The 15,679-nt window shown below is 69.5% G+C and carries 19 protein-coding genes; 14 read left to right on the top strand and 5 right to left on the bottom strand.

What is annotated here, in order from left to right; translation table 11 throughout:
- The first annotated feature begins 45 nt into the window (after positions 1–45).
- Together ccmA and ccmB are read left to right on the top strand one after the other, a co-directional pair.
- The gene (ccmA, locus tag ASG59_RS04230; RefSeq protein ID WP_056407155.1) at positions 46–687 is read left to right on the top strand and encodes a heme ABC exporter ATP-binding protein CcmA; all 642 of its coding nucleotides are present in this window, start codon (positions 46–48) and stop codon (positions 685–687) included.
- Positions 684–1,352: a heme exporter protein CcmB gene (ccmB, locus tag ASG59_RS04225; RefSeq protein WP_055881798.1), complete on the top strand. Its 669-nt coding sequence runs from the start codon at positions 684–686 to the stop codon at positions 1,350–1,352. The genes ccmA and ccmB overlap by 4 nt, the downstream gene beginning before the upstream one ends.
- A gap of 9 nt (positions 1,353–1,361) precedes the next feature.
- On the opposite strand, the gene ASG59_RS04220 is transcribed toward ccmB, so the two are convergent.
- Entirely contained in the window at positions 1,362–2,147 is a 786-nt protein-coding gene (locus ASG59_RS04220; RefSeq protein WP_156399101.1) for a Fe-S cluster assembly protein HesB, read from the bottom strand.
- A gap of 25 nt (positions 2,148–2,172) precedes the next feature.
- Complete coding sequence (locus ASG59_RS04215) at positions 2,173–2,859, bottom strand: GyrI-like domain-containing protein (RefSeq protein ID WP_244472297.1); 687 nt, start codon at positions 2,857–2,859, stop codon at positions 2,173–2,175.
- Positions 2,860–3,180: 321 nt separating this feature from the next.
- On the opposite strand from ASG59_RS04215, the gene dapF reads away from it, so the two are divergent.
- The 9 genes from dapF (at position 3,181) to ASG59_RS04180 (ending at position 11,285) form a co-directional block, all read left to right on the top strand.
- The gene (gene dapF, locus ASG59_RS04210; RefSeq protein ID WP_056407153.1) at positions 3,181–4,095 is read left to right on the top strand and encodes a diaminopimelate epimerase; all 915 of its coding nucleotides are present in this window, start codon (positions 3,181–3,183) and stop codon (positions 4,093–4,095) included.
- Positions 4,096–5,340 (top strand): tRNA (N(6)-L-threonylcarbamoyladenosine(37)-C(2))-methylthiotransferase MtaB, encoded by a 1,245-nt coding sequence (gene mtaB, locus ASG59_RS04205; protein ID WP_056281981.1) that lies wholly within the window; start codon positions 4,096–4,098, stop codon positions 5,338–5,340.
- A 291-nt stretch (positions 5,341–5,631) separates the two neighbouring features.
- Positions 5,632–7,407, top strand: coding sequence for an acetolactate synthase 3 large subunit (locus ASG59_RS04200; RefSeq protein WP_055881577.1), 1,776 nt, complete (start codon positions 5,632–5,634; stop codon positions 7,405–7,407).
- Between the two features lie 23 nt (positions 7,408–7,430).
- Positions 7,431–7,973, top strand: coding sequence for an acetolactate synthase small subunit (ilvN, locus tag ASG59_RS04195; protein WP_055881580.1), 543 nt, complete (start codon positions 7,431–7,433; stop codon positions 7,971–7,973).
- A gap of 51 nt (positions 7,974–8,024) precedes the next feature.
- Complete coding sequence (locus ASG59_RS19720) at positions 8,025–8,264, top strand: hypothetical protein (protein ID WP_082528613.1); 240 nt, start codon at positions 8,025–8,027, stop codon at positions 8,262–8,264.
- Positions 8,248–8,610 carry a type II toxin-antitoxin system PemK/MazF family toxin gene (locus tag ASG59_RS19715; RefSeq protein ID WP_082528612.1) on the top strand — a complete coding sequence of 121 codons (363 nt, stop codon included), beginning with the start codon at positions 8,248–8,250 and terminating at the stop codon, positions 8,608–8,610. Before ASG59_RS19720 ends, ASG59_RS19715 begins: the two co-directional genes overlap by 17 nt.
- A 19-nt stretch (positions 8,611–8,629) precedes the next feature.
- Positions 8,630–9,265: a glutathione S-transferase gene (locus ASG59_RS04190; protein ID WP_056407151.1), complete on the top strand. Its 636-nt coding sequence runs from the start codon at positions 8,630–8,632 to the stop codon at positions 9,263–9,265.
- A 132-nt stretch (positions 9,266–9,397) separates the two neighbouring features.
- The gene (ilvC, locus tag ASG59_RS04185) at positions 9,398–10,417 is read left to right on the top strand and encodes a ketol-acid reductoisomerase (protein ID WP_055881585.1); all 1,020 of its coding nucleotides are present in this window, start codon (positions 9,398–9,400) and stop codon (positions 10,415–10,417) included.
- A 214-nt stretch (positions 10,418–10,631) separates the two neighbouring features.
- A complete protein-coding gene (locus ASG59_RS04180; protein WP_056407149.1) occupies positions 10,632–11,285 on the top strand; it encodes a pyridoxamine 5'-phosphate oxidase family protein in 654 nt (217 codons plus the stop codon).
- A 147-nt stretch (positions 11,286–11,432) separates the two neighbouring features.
- On the opposite strand, the gene ASG59_RS04175 is transcribed toward ASG59_RS04180, so the two are convergent.
- Entirely contained in the window at positions 11,433–12,125 is a 693-nt protein-coding gene (locus ASG59_RS04175) for a haloacid dehalogenase type II (RefSeq protein ID WP_056407146.1), read from the bottom strand.
- Positions 12,126–12,128: 3 nt separating this feature from the next.
- Positions 12,129–13,187 carry a tryptophan--tRNA ligase gene (gene trpS, locus ASG59_RS04170; RefSeq protein WP_056407144.1) on the bottom strand — a complete coding sequence of 353 codons (1,059 nt, stop codon included), beginning with the start codon at positions 13,185–13,187 and terminating at the stop codon, positions 12,129–12,131.
- 268 nt (positions 13,188–13,455) lie between these two features.
- Between trpS and ASG59_RS04165 the strand changes: the two genes are divergently transcribed.
- From ASG59_RS04165 to ASG59_RS04160, 3 genes are read left to right on the top strand one after another with little or no spacing between them, the layout of a single operon-like run.
- Positions 13,456–14,250, top strand: a complete 795-nt coding sequence (locus ASG59_RS04165; protein WP_056407142.1) for a heme ABC transporter permease — start codon at positions 13,456–13,458, stop codon at positions 14,248–14,250.
- Positions 14,251–14,255: 5 nt separating this feature from the next.
- Positions 14,256–14,423: a heme exporter protein CcmD gene (gene ccmD / locus ASG59_RS19710; RefSeq protein ID WP_082528611.1), complete on the top strand. Its 168-nt coding sequence runs from the start codon at positions 14,256–14,258 to the stop codon at positions 14,421–14,423.
- On the top strand, positions 14,420–15,007 hold the full coding sequence (locus ASG59_RS04160; RefSeq protein WP_056407140.1) for a DsbE family thiol:disulfide interchange protein: 588 nt from the start codon (positions 14,420–14,422) through the stop codon (positions 15,005–15,007). The genes ccmD and ASG59_RS04160 overlap by 4 nt, the downstream gene beginning before the upstream one ends.
- Before the next feature lie 3 nt (positions 15,008–15,010).
- On the opposite strand, the gene ASG59_RS04155 is transcribed toward ASG59_RS04160, so the two are convergent.
- The gene (locus tag ASG59_RS04155) at positions 15,011–15,622 is read right to left on the bottom strand and encodes a septation protein A (RefSeq protein ID WP_056282007.1); all 612 of its coding nucleotides are present in this window, start codon (positions 15,620–15,622) and stop codon (positions 15,011–15,013) included.
- Positions 15,623–15,679 lie beyond the last annotated feature (57 nt).

Here is a 15,679-nt window from a genome sequence, read left to right as displayed (position 1 = left end):
CGCAGGCTTTCCCGCGACGGTCGGCCGTCGTCGGCGAGACGCCCCGTGCGGCTGACCGCCTCCGACCTCGCCGTCCGCCGCTCCGGCCGCCGCATCTTCTCGGACCTGTCCTTCACCCTCGGCCCCGGCGAGGCGCTGATGGTGACCGGGCGGAACGGGGCCGGGAAATCCACCCTGCTCGCCCTCCTCGCCGGGCGGCTGAAGCCCGATGCCGGCACGATCCGGGTGGAGGACGTCGGCGAGGCGACCCTGGCCGAGTGCCTGCACGTGGTCGGCCATCGCGACGGGCTGAAGAGCCCGCTCACCGCGCGGGAGAACCTCGCCTTCGCCCGCGATCTCCTCGGCGCGCCCTCCGCCGAGCCGCGCGAGGCGTTGGAGGAACTCGGCCTCGCGCATGCCCTCGACCTGCCGGTGGCCTATCTCTCGGCCGGGCAGCGGCGTCGGGTGGCGTTGGCCCGCCTGCTCGTGTGCCGGCGCCCGCTCTGGCTCCTCGACGAGCCCACCGCCGCCCTCGATACCGCCTCCCAGGCCGTTCTCGCGCGCCTCATGGCGCGCCACCTCGGCGAGGGCGGCCTCGTCGTCGCCGCCACCCACCAGTCGCTGGGCCTCGAGAACGCCCGCGAGCTGACCATCGGTGGCGCCGCGCCGGCTCCCCGGGCCGCCCCGGCGACGGAGGTGTGGTGGTGATCCGCGCGCTCGCCGCTCTCGTCCGCCGCGACCTCGCCCTCGCCGCCCGCGTCGGCGGCTCGGGTGCGCTGTCGCTGGTGTTCTTCCTGATGATCGTGGCGGTCGTGCCCTTCGCGCTGGGGCCGGACCTGAACCTGCTCAGCCGGATCGGTCCGTCGATCCTGTGGCTGGCTGCGGTGCTGGCGACGCTCATCGGCCTCGACCGCCTGTTCCAGGCCGACGAGGAGGACGGCTCCCTCGACCTGATGACGGGGGCGCCGGTGCCCCTCGAACTCGTGGTTCTCGCCAAGGTGCTGGCGCATTGGCTCACCACCGGGCTGCCGCTGGCGCTGGCCTCGCCGCTGTTCGGCCTGCTCGTGGCCCTCGACGGCACCGCCATGGGCGCCACCGCGCTGACCCTGCTGATCGGCACCCCGGCCCTCACCTTCGTCGGGGCGGTGGGCGCCGCGCTCACCGCCTCCATCCGGCGCGGCGGGTTGATCCTCGCCGTGGTGGTGCTGCCCTTGATGATCCCGACCCTGATCTTCGGCGTCTCGGCGAGCCAGGCCGCCTCGGGCGGGACCGTGCCGTTCGCGACGCCGTTGATCATCCTGGCCGCCCTGAGCCTCATCGCCGCGGTGATCGGCACCCTGGCGGCGGCGGCGGCCCTGCGCTGGTCGGAGTGAAGCCGCGCCTCACGACCTCGCCGTGCGCGGCCTCTCCGCCTCCCGCGCCTGCCCCGTCGGGCAGAGGTCGAGGAGCACGCAGGTGCCGCAGGCGGGGGCGCGGTGGTGGCAGACCTGCTGGCCGTGCAGCATCAGGATCTCGTGGTTGTCGTAGAGGGCCTGCGCGCTCCAGTCGTCGGGCAGTTGCGCCCGCAGGACCGGGTGCGAGGGGCCGACGTCGACCTTCGCTCCGATCAGCCCCGTGCGCTGGGCGACCCGGTGGTGGTGGCTGTCCACCGGCAGGGCCGGCATCCGCAGGAGGCTGAAGGAAAGGACGGCGGCACTGGTCTTGGGGCCGACGCCCGGGATCGCCTCCAGCCACGCCCGCGCCTCGGCCACCGAGAGACCTGCCAGGAAACCGAGGTCGAGGCCGCCGCTGCGCTCGCGGACGCTGCTCAGGATCGCCTGGATGCGCGGCGCCTTGAGTTCCGGCCAGGTCACCCCGGCGATGGTCGCCTCGACCTCGGCCACGGGCGCCGCGATCAGGGCCGCCCAATCCGGGTAGCGTGCCCGCAGGGCCTTGAAGGCCCGGCCCGATTCCGCGTTCCGCGTCCGGTGCGAGAGCAGCGAGGACACCAGTTCGCTGACCGGATCGAGGCTGTGGAAATACGGGATCGGACAGCCGTAGACGGGGCAGAGACGGTGGTGGATCTCCAGCGCCCTGTCGCGCAGCGTCGCCTCGTCGGGGCGGCGCTCGCCGGTGCGGGAAACGAAGAGGTCGGGGGCTGATGCGGTGGCCATGAGGGGCGAATCCATGGGATTCGCCCGGGTTCCGATCGCTTCACCGCGGGAGGGCGTAGATGTTCACCTCGAGCTTATCGTCGGCCTTGTCGGTGAGGTCGGTGACATATTCCTCGATGAACCGGTCCTGCACCACCACGTCCTTGGCATCGAGATAGGCGGTGAGCGTCTCGTAGGTGCCGTCGATCTCCTCGTAGGAGCCCTTGTGGTTGAAGCGCAGCGCCCGGCCCGACGGCGTCGAGCCGAAGCGGATGCCGTCTCCGATGGCCGGAGCCGGATCGGGGATCGCCGTCACCGGGATCATCGCCTCGAACTGGAAGCCGTCGTCGTCGGTCTTGGCGAAGACCGCGATCGGCCGCCCGGCCGGGGGAAGACCGGCCTTGGCGAGGTCCGCCTCGATCCGCTTGAATGCCGCCTGGAGGGTGGGCACCGCCTCCTCCCACTTGGCGGTTCCGGCCAGGATCGCGGCGGGCTTGGCCGGCAGGGTCACGTCGTCGACGTCGTTGGCCTCGCCGGGCGTCTCCACCAGGGGTGGGCGCGCCGGGCCGGCGGGCGTCGTCTGCAAGCCCGGTACGGTCGGCAGTCCCGGCGCCACCGATTGTGCCGGGGCGGGCGCCGGTACGGGCGCGGATCTGGCCGGATCGGGCGCCGTGGTGGTGGGCAGCGGGTTGGTGACGGCGGGGGGCGCCGTCTCCTGTGCCGTCGCCGCGGCTCCCCACAGCAGGATGCCCGCCGCGAGCGATCGGGAGGCGGCCACCGCAGACGGCAGGCGCGAACGGCGCGAGGGGCGAAGTCGGGTCACGGGGTGGCGCTCCGGCGGCATCACGGGGCTTTCCAGAACGGTCGCGCGCTGGTTGCCCCGCCCCACCGTACCGGCGAACGGTGAGACCCGCGAGACGTCACCGCCGCGCCGGCACCAGATGCCCGGCGAGCGCGGCGCTTCTGCAACGCACGCAGGGGCGGTCCGCGTGCGTGCGCACCGGCTTTGCCCTATAGGCAGGCCCCAGCCCTTGGCTCCGGTTCGCGTTTGAGAAGGCCCCGCCGCCCGATGAGTCCCCTCGCCCACCGACGCTTCCTGAAGATGCACGGCGCCGGCAACCGGATCGTCGTCCTCGACCTGCGCGGCTCGGGCCACCGGGTCACCGCCGCGGAGGCGCAGGCCATCGCCCGCCACCCCCGCTCGGGCTTCGACCAGCTCATGGTGATCCACGATGCCGTTTCGCCGGGAACGGACGCGTTCTTGCGCATCTACAACACCGACGGCTCGGAATCGGGCGCCTGCGGCAACGGCACCCGCTGCGTGGCCTTCGCCATGCTCGACGATCCGGCCATGGCCCGGCCCGCCGAAAGCGGCCGGCTGACCCTGGAGACGATCGCCGGCCTCGTGTCCGTCAACCGCATGGCCGACCGCTCCTTCACCGTCGACATGGGCCGCCCCAGGTTGCGGTGGGACGAGATCCCGCTGGCCGAACCCTTCCCCGACACCCGGCGGATCGAGCTGCAGATCGGCCCGATCGACGACCCCGTGCTGCATTCGCCGGGGGCGGTGAACATGGGCAACCCGCACGCGGTGTTCTTCGTTCATCGCGATCCGGCCGGCTACGATCTCGGCCGGATCGGCCCGATGCTGGAGAACCACCCGATCTTCCCCGAGCGCGCGAACATCTCGCTGGCCGAGGTGACCGGGCCGGAGTCGATCCGCCTGCGGGTGTGGGAGCGCGGGGCCGGCCTGACCCTGGCCTGCGGCACCGCCGCCTGCGCCGCCGTGGTGGCGGCCTCGCGCCTGCGCATGATCGGGCGCCAGGCCACCGTCAGCCTGCCCGGCGGCGACCTCGTCATCGAATGGCGCGCCGACGACCACGTGCTGATGACCGGGCCGGTGGCGCTGGAATGGGAGGATGCGTTTCCCCCCGGGATTTTCGCGCCCGAGGGCGTGGAGCCCGCACGTTTCGGGGCCGGCTGAATGGCGATCGAGACCCTGACCTTCGGCTGCCGCCTCAACACGGTGGAATCCGAAGCGATCCGCGCCCATGCCGACGTCCCCGGCCGCGACCGCGTCGTGGTCAACACCTGCGCGGTGACGGCCGAGGCCGGCCGGCAGGCGCGCAAGGCGATCCGCCGCCTCGCGCGGGAGCGGCCGCAGGCCGAGATCGTGGTCACCGGCTGCGGCGCCCAGGTGGAGACGCAGGCCTATGCCACGATGCCGGAGGTCGCCCGCCTCGTCGGCAACGACGCCAAGCTGCGGCCCGAGGCCTGGGCGGACGGGAACCGCCGCGTCGCCGTCGACGACATCATGGCCGTGCGCGCCGCCGCCGCCACGCGGATCACCCACCTGCCGGGCCACACCCGCGCGTTCGTGCCGGTGCAGAACGGCTGCGACCATCGCTGCACCTTCTGCATCATCCCGTTCGGTCGCGGCGTCTCGCGGTCGCTGTCACTTGCCGAGGTGGTCGATCAGGTCCGCACCATCGTCGCGCACGGCGGGCGCGAGGTCGTGCTCACCGGCGTCGATCTGACCGCCTACGGCCGTGACCACGACGAACCGGTGACGCTCGGCCGTCTCGTGCGCCGTATCCTGGCAGGCGTGCCGGACCTCGACCGCCTGCGCCTGTCCTCGATCGATTCCATCGAGGCCGACGACGACCTGATGGCGGCCATCGCCGACGAGCCGCGCCTGATGCCGCATTTCCACCTCTCGCTTCAGGCGGGCGACGACCTCGTCCTGAAGCGGATGAAGCGGCGCCACAGCCGCGCCGACGCCATCCGGTTCTGCGAGGACGTGAGGGCGCTGCGCCCGCAGGTGGTGTTCGGGGCCGACCTCATCGCCGGCTTTCCCACCGAGACCGAGGCGCAGTTCGCGCGCTCCCTCGACCTTGTGGCGGACTGCGGCCTCACCCACCTCCACGTCTTTCCCTATTCGCCCCGCCCCGGCACCCCAGCCGCGCGCATGCCGCCGGTGCCCGATGGGGAGGTGCGCGAGCGCGCCGCACGCCTGCGCGAGGCGGGAGCCGCTGCCCTAATCCGGCATCTGTCCGGCGAGGTCGGGCGCCGCCACCGGGTGCTGGCCGAGCGCGGCGGCATCGGCCGGACGGAGGGTTTTACCCCGGTCCGGCTGCAGGCACGGACACCGGCCGGGCACCTGTGCGAGGTCGCGATCGCGGGCCACGACGGACGGATGCTGATCGCACAGGGCGCGGCCCTGGCCTGAGGGGCGATCGTCGTGATCCGGTCGTTCGCGCCACGTTGACCGGGTTGCGCCGGTCCGGTAATGACGGCGTCACGATTGTCGATTCGTCATGACGGCGGACGACCGAACAGAAGACTTCACGTTGATGCGTTCCATCCTCATCGTAACGAAAGCGCCACCGACGGGGCGGTCCTGACAGCAGGGACCGCGATCCGGATGGTGGCGCATGCAGGGTCCTTCGGGGCCCTTTTTTGTTGCCTGCGACGGGACGCGACACGGGGATTCGACCAAGGCTTCGAGGGAGTTGAGACGATGAGCGGCGAGGTCATGACCGGGGCCGAAATGGTCATCCGGGCGTTCCGGGATCAGGGTGTCGATACGCTGTTCGGGTATCCGGGCGGCGCGGTGCTGCCGATCTACGATGCGCTCTTCCACCAGGAGGAACTCAAGCACGTCCTCGTGCGCCACGAGCAGGGCGCGGTCCATGCGGCCGAGGGCTATGCCCGCGCCTCGGGCAAGGTCGGCTGCGTCCTCGTCACCTCCGGGCCGGGCGCCACCAACATCGTCACCGGGCTTACCGACGCGATGATGGATTCGATCCCCCTCGTCTGCATCACCGGCCAGGTTCCGACCCATCTCATCGGCACCGACGCCTTCCAGGAGTGCGACACGGTCGGCATCACCCGCCACTGCACGAAGCACAACTACCTCGTCAAATCGATCGACGACCTGCCGCGCATCCTGCACGAGGCCTTCTACGTCGCCTCGAACGGACGCCCCGGCCCCGTCGTCGTCGACCTGCCCAAGGACATCCAGTTCGCGAGCGGCATCTACGAGCGTCCGAGCCGCAACGGCCACAAGACCTATCGTCCGGCCTTCAAGGGCGACGCTGCGGCCATCCAGGCCGCCGTCGAGCTGATGGCGACCGCCCGCCGCCCGATCTTCTACACCGGCGGCGGCGTCATCAATTCCGGCCCGCACGCCTCACGGCTGCTGCGCGAGCTCGTCGCGATGACCGGGTTCCCGGTGACCTCGACCCTAATGGGGCTCGGCGCCTTCCCGGCGTCGGACGAGAAGTTCCTGGGCATGCTCGGCATGCACGGGACCTACGAGGCCAACCTCGCGATGCACGAATGCGACGTGATGATCTGCGTCGGCGCGCGCTTCGACGACCGCATCACCGGCCGTCTCGACGCCTTCGCGCCGTTCTCCAAGAAGATCCACATCGACGTCGACGCCTCGTCGATCAACAAGGTCGTCAAGGTCGACGTCGGCATCGTCGGCGATTGCGGCTCGGTGCTCGAGGACATGGTCGCGGCCTGGAAGGCCCTCGACACGGCGCCGGACCAGGACCGGTTCGACGCCTGGATGGCCAAGATCCGCACCTGGAAGGCGCGCGAGTGCCTGAACTACTGGCCCTCGGGCACGATCATCAAGCCGCAATATGCGGTCCAGCGCCTCTACGAGGCCACCAAGGACCGTGAGACGTACATCACCACCGAGGTCGGCCAGCACCAGATGTGGGCGGCCCAGTACTACAAGTTCGACGAGCCGAACCGCTGGATGACCTCCGGCGGGCTCGGCACCATGGGCTACGGCCTGCCCGCCGCCATCGGCACGCAGCTCGCCCATCCGGACGGGCTCGTCATCGACATCGCCGGCGAGGCCTCGATCCTGATGAACATGCAGGAGATGTCCACCGCCGTGCAGTACCGCCTGCCGGTCAAGATCTTCATCCTGAACAACGAGTACATGGGCATGGTGCGCCAGTGGCAGGAGCTCTTGCACGGCTCGCGCTACTCGCAGAGCTATTCCGAGAGCCTGCCCGACTTCGTCAAGCTCGCCGAGGCCTACGGCGCCAAGGGCATCCGGTGCGAGAAGCCGGGTGACCTCGATGCGGCGATCAAGGAGATGCTCGACCACGACGGCCCGGTCATCTTCGACTGCGTCGTCGACAAGAAAGAGAACTGCTTCCCGATGATCCCGTCGGGCAAGGCCCACAACGAGATGCTGCTCTCCGACTACCTCGGCGAGACCGGAATGGACCTCGGCGACGTGATCTCCGAGGAAGGCAAGATGCTGGTCTGAAGCCGGCCCGGAGGAGAGACGTCATGAACGCCATGAACACGCACTACCCCGATGCCGGCAGGCTCGAGGCCGTCAACCGGCACACCCTCGCCGTCATCGTCGACAACGAGCCGGGCGTCCTCGCCCGGATCTCCGGCATGTTCTCTGGGAGGGGCTACAACATCGAGAGCCTGACGGTGTCCGAGACCGAGGTGGCGCGCCACATCTCGCGCATCACCATCGTGACCACCGGAACCGACGCGGTGATCCAGCAGATCAAGGCGCAGCTCGACCGGCTGGTGCCGGTCCACCGCGTCGTCGACCTGACGCTCCAGGGACGTGCACTGGAGCGCGAGCTCTGCCTCGTGAAGGTGGCGGGCACCGGCGAGCACCGCACCGAATCCCTGACCCTGGCCGCCGCCTTCGGCGCCAAGACGCTGGACGCCACCCTCAACTCCTTCGTGTTCGAGGTCACCGGCACGACGGAGGAGATCGACCGCTTCATCGGACTGATGACGGTGATCGGTCTCGTCGAGATCTCGCGCACCGGCATCGCGGCGATGGGGCGTGGGGCGGAGGCGATGTGAGGTTTTTTCGCGCGGCGCTATATCGACGGGGTTCCGCGGAGACCGTGAGCGATGAAAGCCAAGCTAACCCAATCGGGTGAGGAATTCGTGATTCGTTTTTCCGCAAAACTAGGTCGGGAAAACGGCCTGAGTGACGGGCAAACTGTCGAAATCAGTCCTCGCGCCCCCTCATCGACGCTGGAGGAAATGCTGGCCGAGATGGACCGGCTTGGTCCCGCGAACCGTCCCGAAGTCGTCGATTGGGGGCAAGACGTCGGCGCGGAGATTATCGACGATGAATGGAGTCGATGATCTCCAGCTTCCCCACGCCGGTGACCTCGTCTGGGTGGATTTTCGGCCTACGCTGGGTAGGGAACAAGCCGGCGTCCGGCCGGCCCTCGTCCTCACCGGGCAGGGTTTCCATAAGCGGAATGCGATCGCCATCGTCTGTCCAATCACGGGAAATATCGCGCCCTGGCCCACAAAGGTGATCCTTCCGAGCGGGCTGCCGGTGAAAGGCGTTGTGCTCTGCGATCACATTCGCAGCGTGGATCGGTCGTCTCGTGGTTTTCGTTCGATTGGGGCGGTACCGTTCGACCTCCTGACGGAGGTTCGCGATACGATCGCTAAAGTTCTCGGCCTCCGTTTCGATTCCTGACTGTCAAGTGACCTGACCGATGCCAGCCATCCTCTACTACGCCCCCGGCGCCTGTTCGCTCGCCTCCCACATCGCCCTCGAGGAGGCGGGCGCTCCTTTCGAGACCGCCCGCCTCAACCTGATGGCCGGCGACCAGCGTGCGCCCGAGTACCTCGCCGTCAATGAGCGCGGTCGCGTGCCGGCCCTGGTCGAGGCGGACTGGGTCCTCACCGAGAACAGCGCCATCCTGCGCCATGTCGGGCGCTGTCACCCGGCGCTGTGGCCGGAGTCTGCCCGCGATCAGGCGGTGGCCGACGAATGGCTCGGGTGGCTGTCGACGAACCATCACATCGCCTATGCCCACGTGCGCCGGCCCGAGCGCTACACCGCCGACGAGGAGGCGTTCGCCGGCATCCGCGCCAAGGGCGTCGACACCTGCGGCGACCTCTTCACGATGACCGAGGTCAGGCTCTCCAACGGCGGCTGGGCGGTGGCCGACCGCTTCAGCGTCGTCGATCCCTATCTGCTGCTGTTCTGGATGTGGGGACGCGGACCGGCGCTGGGCTTCGACATGGCGACGCGGTTCCCGCATTGGACCGCGCATGCCCGCGCCATGGCCGGGCGTCCCGCCGTCCAGGCGGTGTTCGCCCGCGAGGGCCTCGACCTGCCGGCGTGATCGGCGACGGAACAATTCCCCTTTCGTCGCGGGGATCGCCTCGTTAAAAGCCGGCATCGCACGGCCGCGCGGATGTCGTTTCAGATGAGGGCGCCGGGGCGCACTCACGTCTTAAGAAGAGAAGGGACCGCCATGCGGGTCTATTACGATCGCGACGCCGACCTCAACCTGATCAAGGGCAAGAAGGTCGTCATCGTCGGCTACGGCAGCCAGGGCCACGCCCACGCGCTGAACCTGCGCGATTCCGGTGTGCAGGGCATCGTCATCGCGCTCCGCGAGGGCTCGGCCACCGCCAAGAAGGCGGAGCACGAGGGCTTCACGGTCATGAACGTGGCCGACGCCGCCAAGCAGGCCGACGTCGTCATGATGCTCACCCCCGACGAACTGCAGGGCGACATCTACAAGGAGTCGCTGGCGCCGAACATGAAGCAGGGCGCCGCCCTCCTGTTCGCCCACGGCCTCAACGTCCACTTCAACCTGATCGAGCCGCGACCCGACCTCGACGTGCTGATGGTCGCCCCCAAGGGCCCCGGCCACACGGTGCGCGGCGAGTACCTCAAGGGCGGCGGCGTGCCGACCCTCATCGCCATCGCGCAGGACGCGTCGGGCAACGCCCACGATCTCGGCCTCTCCTACGCCTCGGCCAACGGCGGGGGACGTGCCGGCATCATCGAGACCACCTTCAAGGAAGAGTGCGAGACGGATCTCTTCGGCGAGCAGGCCGTGCTCTGCGGCGGCCTCGTCGAGCTGATCAAGGCCGGCTTCGAGACCCTGGTCGAGGGCGGCTACGCCCCCGAGATGGCGTATTTCGAGTGCCTGCACGAGGTGAAGCTCATCGTCGACCTCATCTACGAGGGCGGCATCGCCAACATGAACTACTCGATCTCGAACACCGCCGAGTACGGCGAGTACGTCACCGGCCCGCGCATCGTCACCGCCGAGACCAAGGCCGAGATGAAGCGCGTGCTCGACGACATCCAGTCGGGCAAGTTCACCCGCGACTGGATGCTCGAGAACAAGGTCGGCCAGACCTCGTTCAAGGCCACCCGCGCCAAGCTCGCCCGCCATCCCATCGAGGAGGTCGGCGCCAAGCTGCGGGGCATGATGCCGTGGATCTCCGAGAAGGCGCTCGTCGACAAGTCCAAGAACTGATCGTTTGGGATTTCGCAGCCGTGCTTTGCTCGGCTGCGCGTCAGGGCTGACGCCGGCGTCGTGCGAGCGACGCCGGCTTTTTCATGCGTGCGCGTGTCGTGGGTGGAACGGGAGGAGGCACTCGCAAGGTTGTGCCGAGCGGAAAATCCCGCGATCATTCCACCCAACGGCTGCCCGTCCGAGTGCGGCCGAGACACGGGAGGACACATCCGGCATGGCATCGCTCTATTTCGACGAACATCGCGCGCTCCAGGAAGAATACAACACCGTCAAGCTCGCCGAGCGCCTCGATACCGGCTGGGTCCACGACCACATCTCGCCGGACGAGGCGGCCTTCATCGGCAGTCGCGACATGTTCTTCCTGTCCACCGTCGATCCCGACGGCATGCCGACCGTCTCCTACAAGGGCGGCAGCCCCGGCTTCGTGAAGGTGCTCGACGACAAAACCCTCGTGTTCCCGGGCTTCGACGGCAACGGCATGTGGTACTCGATGGGCAACATCGAGGGGCAGTCCAAGGTCGGCCTGCTGTTCATCGACTTCGAGACGCCGCACCGGGTCCGCGTCCAGGGCCACGCCCGGATGCTGCGCGACGATCCGCTGATGGCCGAGTACACCGAGGCCAAGTACCTCGTGAAGATCGCGGTCACGAAGGCCTGGGTGAACTGCCCGCGCTACATCCACAAGTACAGGAAGCTCGAGCAGAACCGCTACGTACCGACCCCCGAGAAGGAAACCCCGCTCGCCCTGTGGAAGCGCCTCGACATGGTCGCGGACGTGATCCCGGACGAGGACAAGGCCCGCGTCGCGACGGAAGGCCGGATCGAATTGCCGGAATACGAGGCCCGGGTCGCGCGCGGCGAGAGCTGACGAGGTCCGCGACGGAGGCCGCCGGGCGACGACGAACGCCTGCGAGACGGCAGGCAGGCGTCGTCCCTCGATCACAGGGAATTGGAATGGCCCGGCCCGCGACCGAGATCCTCGGCGAGCCGCCGCGTCCCCGCTTCGCTCCTGTGATCAGCAGCCGAGCCGGTCGGCGAGATCCGCCAGATCCCGCGCTGCGATGGTGACCGGGACACCCGGCGCGGTCTCCCCGCCACCCGGCCCGTGTTCGCGCGGCCGGGCGATGTGCGCGGTGGAGAGGCCGTGGCGCGTCGCCGCCGCGAGGTCGCCCGAATGGGCGGCGACCATCAGGGTCTCCTCCGGGGCGAAACCGAAGGCCGCCACCGCGTCGCGGTAGAGGGCGGGCTTCGGCTTGTAGTCGCGGGAGTACCCGGCGCCGAGGATCGCGTCGAAAATCAGCCCGTTGCGGCGGGCGAGATCGGCGATCAGCCGGACGTGCGCGTTCGAGTTGGGCGCGAGCAGGTAGTTCTTGCGCAGGCGTCGCAGGGCGTCTGGCACCTCGGGCCAGGCGTCGAGCCGGTGCCAGGCCTGGACCAGTTCCGCCCGCACCGCGTCCGGGGTATCCGCCATGCCGAACTGTGCCAGCACGTCGCCGAGCGATTCCGCATGGATCGTATCGAGGTCGACGAAGGGGCGCAGGCCGGCGCGCACCGGCTCCAGGGACGGCTGGTAGCGGGCGCGCCAGGCATCGGCGAAGGCGCCGGCATCGCAAGCGGGACCGAGGAGGCGCGCGGCCTCGCGGGCGACACCGGAGCGCCAGTCGACCAGCGTCCCGAAGACGTCGAAGACCAGAGCCCGGATCGCCATGGTTCAGACGCTGCGCAGGCGCGGACGCCGCACGAAGCCGACGATGTCCTTGACCGCGTCGAGGGTCGGGGCAGCGATGGCGTCTGCGCGCTCGGCGCCGTCGAACAGCACGGCGTCGATGTGCTCGGGCTCGGCCACGAGCCGCTTCATTTCGGCGCCGAGCGGCGCCAGGGTCTCGACAGCGAGCTCCACCAGCGCGCCCTTGAACGCGGAGAACTGCCCGCCGCCGTAGTCGGCGAGCACCGCCTCGCGGGTGGTGTCCTTGAGGGCGGCGAAGATGCCCACGAGGTTGTCGGCCTCGGGCCGCCCGGCGAGCCCCGCGACCTCGGAGGGTAGCGGCTCGGGGTCGGTCTTGGCCTTGCGGACTTTGTTGGCGATGGCGTCGGCGTCGTCGGCGAGGTTGATGCGCGAATTGTCCGAGGGGTCGGACTTCGACATCTTCTTGGTGCCGTCGCGCAAGGACATCACGCGGGCGGCCGGACCGCCGATCAGCGGTTCCGTCACGGGGAAGAAGGCGTCGCCGTGGCCGTGCGCGGCGATCGAGCCCGAAAAGTCGTTGTTGAACTTCTGGGCGATGTCGCGGGTGAGTTCGAGGTGCTGCTTCTGGTCCTCGCCGACCGGCACGTGGGTGGCGCGGTAGGCCAGGATGTCGGCGGCCATCAGCACCGGATAGGCGTAGAGGCCGATGGACGCGTTCTCGCGGTCCTTGCCGGCCTTGTCCTTGAACTGGGTCATGCGGTTGAGCCAGCCGAGCCGCGCGACGCAGTTGAAGATCCAGGCGAGTTCGGCGTGCGCCGGCACCTGGCTCTGGTTGAACACGATCGAGCGTTTCGGGTCGATGCCGGCGGCCAGGAACGCGGCCGTGACCTCGCGGATCTGGGTCTTCAGCTCGGCCGGATCCTGCCACAGCGTGATCGCGTGCATGTCGACCACGCAATAGAGGCACTGCGCGTCCCGCGCCTGCATCTCCACGAACCGCTTCACGGCGCCGAGATAATTGCCGAGGTGCAGGTTCCCGGTCGGCTGCACGCCGGAGAACACCAGGTCGTTGAACGCGGCCATCGCGCGTGTCCCCGTGCGGTTCGTGTGGGAAAAGTCGAGGCGCGCCTCCCTCGTCGGGACGCTGCGCGAGCGCCGGGTTCTGGACCGGCCGCCGGGGAGGGTCAAGGCGAGGCGCGAAAGCCCGTCGCCACCCGTCGCCAGACCTGCGGCGGTATCCCGGTCCAACCCTGGAACGCCCGGCGTCCGGCCCCATCGAACCATGCGGGCGACCGGGCTGCGCCCAACCTCCGCATTGCGGTTGCACCGCACCCTGCGCTAAGGCCGGCGCATGTGGACCCGCCTCGCCCATCCCGGCCATTTCCTGCGCTGGACCGCCCCCGTGATGCCCTGGCTCGCCGGGCTGTCGGCGGCGCTCCTGGCCTACGGGCTGTACCTGACCTGGTTCGTGGTGCCCGCCGACTACCAGCAGGGCGAGACCGTGCGGATCATGTACATCCACGTGCCGGCGGCCTGGCTCGGGGTGTTCTTCTACGGGTCCATGGCGCTCTCGGCGATCGGCACCCTGGTCTGGCGCCATCCCCTCGCCGACGTGGCCCAGCGCGCCGCCGCCCCCATCGGCGCGGCCTTCACGCTGGTCTGCCTCGTCACCGGCTCGCTCTGGGGCAAGCCGATGTGGGGCACCTACTGGGTCTGGGACGCGCGACTGACCTCGATGCTGATCCTGTTCCTGATCTACTGCGGCATCATCGCCCTGTGGCGGACCATCGAGGATCCCAACCGGGCCGCCCGCGCCATCGCGATCCTGACCCTGGTGGGCGCGGTGAACCTGCCCATCATCAAGTTCTCGGTGAACTGGTGGTCGACCCTGCATCAGCCGGCCTCGATCCTGCGCATGGGCGGCTCGACCATCGACCCGTCGATGCTCTACCCGCTGCTCCTCATGATCCTCGCCTTCACCCTGCTGGGGATCACCCTGCACCTGCAGGGGATGCGCACCGAGATCCTGCGCCGCCGGGTGCGGGTGCTGACCATCCGCGAGGCCGAGGCCCTGGACCAGGCTGGCGCGCGCCGGCCCGCGCCTGCGTCCGCCCCCGCCCTCGATCGGGCGATCCCGGGTCTGTGACCGCGATGGATCTTGGGCCGCACGGGGGCTTCATCCTGGGAGCCTATGGCTTCACCGCCCTGGTGATCGGCGGGCTGATCCTGCACGCCCTGCGCGACGCGCGTGCCCAGCGCCGGACGCTGGCGGCGATGCAGGACGAGCGGACCGACGGACCTTCCGGAGAGCCCTCGTGAGCCGCGACACCCCTGCCGCCGTGCCCCGCCGGTCGCTGCTGACGATCCTGCCGGTGGTCGCCTTCGCGCTCCTGTGCGTGATCTTCTTCCTGCGCCTGCGTTCGGGGGCCGATCCGGCGGCGGTGCCCTCGGCGATGATCGGCCGGCCGGCCCCCGCCTTCACCCTGGAGGCGATGCCCGGCCTCGTCGGCGAGAACGGTCCGGTGCCGGGCCTGTCGAGCGACGAGCTCAAGGGCAAGGTGACGGTCCTGAACGTGTGGGCGTCGTGGTGCGCGCCCTGCCAGATCGAGCATCCCCAGCTGATGCGGCTGGCCCGCGAGCCCGGCCTGCGCCTCGTCGGCATCGACTACAAGGATTCGCCCGAGAACGGCCGCCGGTTCTTGAGCCGCAACGGCATCCCGTTCCAGGCGGTGGGCATGGACCCGACCGGCCGCACCGGCATCGACTTCGGCGTCTACGGCGTGCCCGAGACCTTCATCATCGGCCCCGACGGCGTCATCCGCGACAAGCTCGTGGGCATCCTGACGCCGGAGAACTACGCCTCCGTCCTCGGACGGATCAGGGCCGTGGCCGACAAGCGCTGAGCCTCACGCCTCCGGCGCGTCCTTGCGCTCGTGCCGCATCAGAAGCGGCGTCTGCGACAGGGCGAAGGCGATCGTCAGCGGCATGATGCCGAACACCTTGAAGCTCACCCAGAAATCCTCGGTCTGCGTGCGCCAGACCACCTCGTTGAGCACCGCCAGCACGAGGAAGAACAGGCCCCAGCGGAAGGTGAGCTTGCGCCAGCCCTCCTCGGTGAGGGCGAACACGCTGTCGAGCACGACCGACAACAGCGATTTGCCGAAGGCCAGCCCCCCGAGCAGGACGAGCCCGAACAACGTGTTCACGATGGTCGGCTTCATCATGATGAAGGTCTTGTCCTGCAGGGCCAGGGTGAGGCCGCCGAACACCACCACCACCACGCCGGAGACCAGCGGCATGATCGGCAGGCGCCGCATCAGGGCGTAGTGGATCGACAGCGCGATCACCGTCGCGGCGATGAACAGGCCCGTCGCCACGAACAGCTTCTGGTCGGGCGTGACGCCGAAGCGCTCGGCATAGGCGTTGGCGAAGAAGAACACCACGAGCGGCCCGAGTTCCAGCACGAGCTTGAGGAACGGCGGCAGATGACGCTTCGGGGGGACGGCTTCGATCTGCATGGTCTGTCCTCGGCCGCTCGGGCGCGGCATGGTCGTTCCGGCGCCCGCGCTGTACAC

This window comes from Methylobacterium sp. Leaf466, assembly GCF_001425565.1.
Lineage (GTDB): Bacteria > Pseudomonadota > Alphaproteobacteria > Rhizobiales > Beijerinckiaceae > Methylobacterium.
Note: the sequence above shows the minus strand (reverse complement) of the source record. Positions and strands in the feature narration are given on the sequence as shown.

Coding starts and splice junctions, on each gene's coding strand:
- ASG59_RS04220 (WP_156399101.1), bottom strand. CDS start 2,147: ATGGATTCGCCCCTCATGGCCACCGCATCAGCCCCCGACCTCTTCGTT.
- dapF (WP_056407153.1), top strand. CDS start 3,181: ATGAGTCCCCTCGCCCACCGACGCTTCCTGAAGATGCACGGCGCCGGC.
- mtaB (WP_056281981.1), top strand. CDS start 4,096: ATGGCGATCGAGACCCTGACCTTCGGCTGCCGCCTCAACACGGTGGAA.
- ASG59_RS04200 (WP_055881577.1), top strand. CDS start 5,632: ATGAGCGGCGAGGTCATGACCGGGGCCGAAATGGTCATCCGGGCGTTC.
- ilvN (WP_055881580.1), top strand. CDS start 7,431: ATGAACGCCATGAACACGCACTACCCCGATGCCGGCAGGCTCGAGGCC.
- ASG59_RS19720 (WP_082528613.1), top strand. CDS start 8,025: ATGAAAGCCAAGCTAACCCAATCGGGTGAGGAATTCGTGATTCGTTTT.
- ASG59_RS19715 (WP_082528612.1), top strand. CDS start 8,248: ATGAATGGAGTCGATGATCTCCAGCTTCCCCACGCCGGTGACCTCGTC.
- ASG59_RS04190 (WP_056407151.1), top strand. CDS start 8,630: ATGCCAGCCATCCTCTACTACGCCCCCGGCGCCTGTTCGCTCGCCTCC.
- ilvC (WP_055881585.1), top strand. CDS start 9,398: ATGCGGGTCTATTACGATCGCGACGCCGACCTCAACCTGATCAAGGGC.
- ASG59_RS04180 (WP_056407149.1), top strand. CDS start 10,632: ATGGCATCGCTCTATTTCGACGAACATCGCGCGCTCCAGGAAGAATAC.
- ASG59_RS04175 (WP_056407146.1), bottom strand. CDS start 12,125: ATGGCGATCCGGGCTCTGGTCTTCGACGTCTTCGGGACGCTGGTCGAC.
- trpS (WP_056407144.1), bottom strand. CDS start 13,187: ATGGCCGCGTTCAACGACCTGGTGTTCTCCGGCGTGCAGCCGACCGGG.
- ASG59_RS04165 (WP_056407142.1), top strand. CDS start 13,456: ATGTGGACCCGCCTCGCCCATCCCGGCCATTTCCTGCGCTGGACCGCC.
- ccmD (WP_082528611.1), top strand. CDS start 14,256: ATGGATCTTGGGCCGCACGGGGGCTTCATCCTGGGAGCCTATGGCTTC.
- ASG59_RS04155 (WP_056282007.1), bottom strand. CDS start 15,622: ATGCAGATCGAAGCCGTCCCCCCGAAGCGTCATCTGCCGCCGTTCCTC.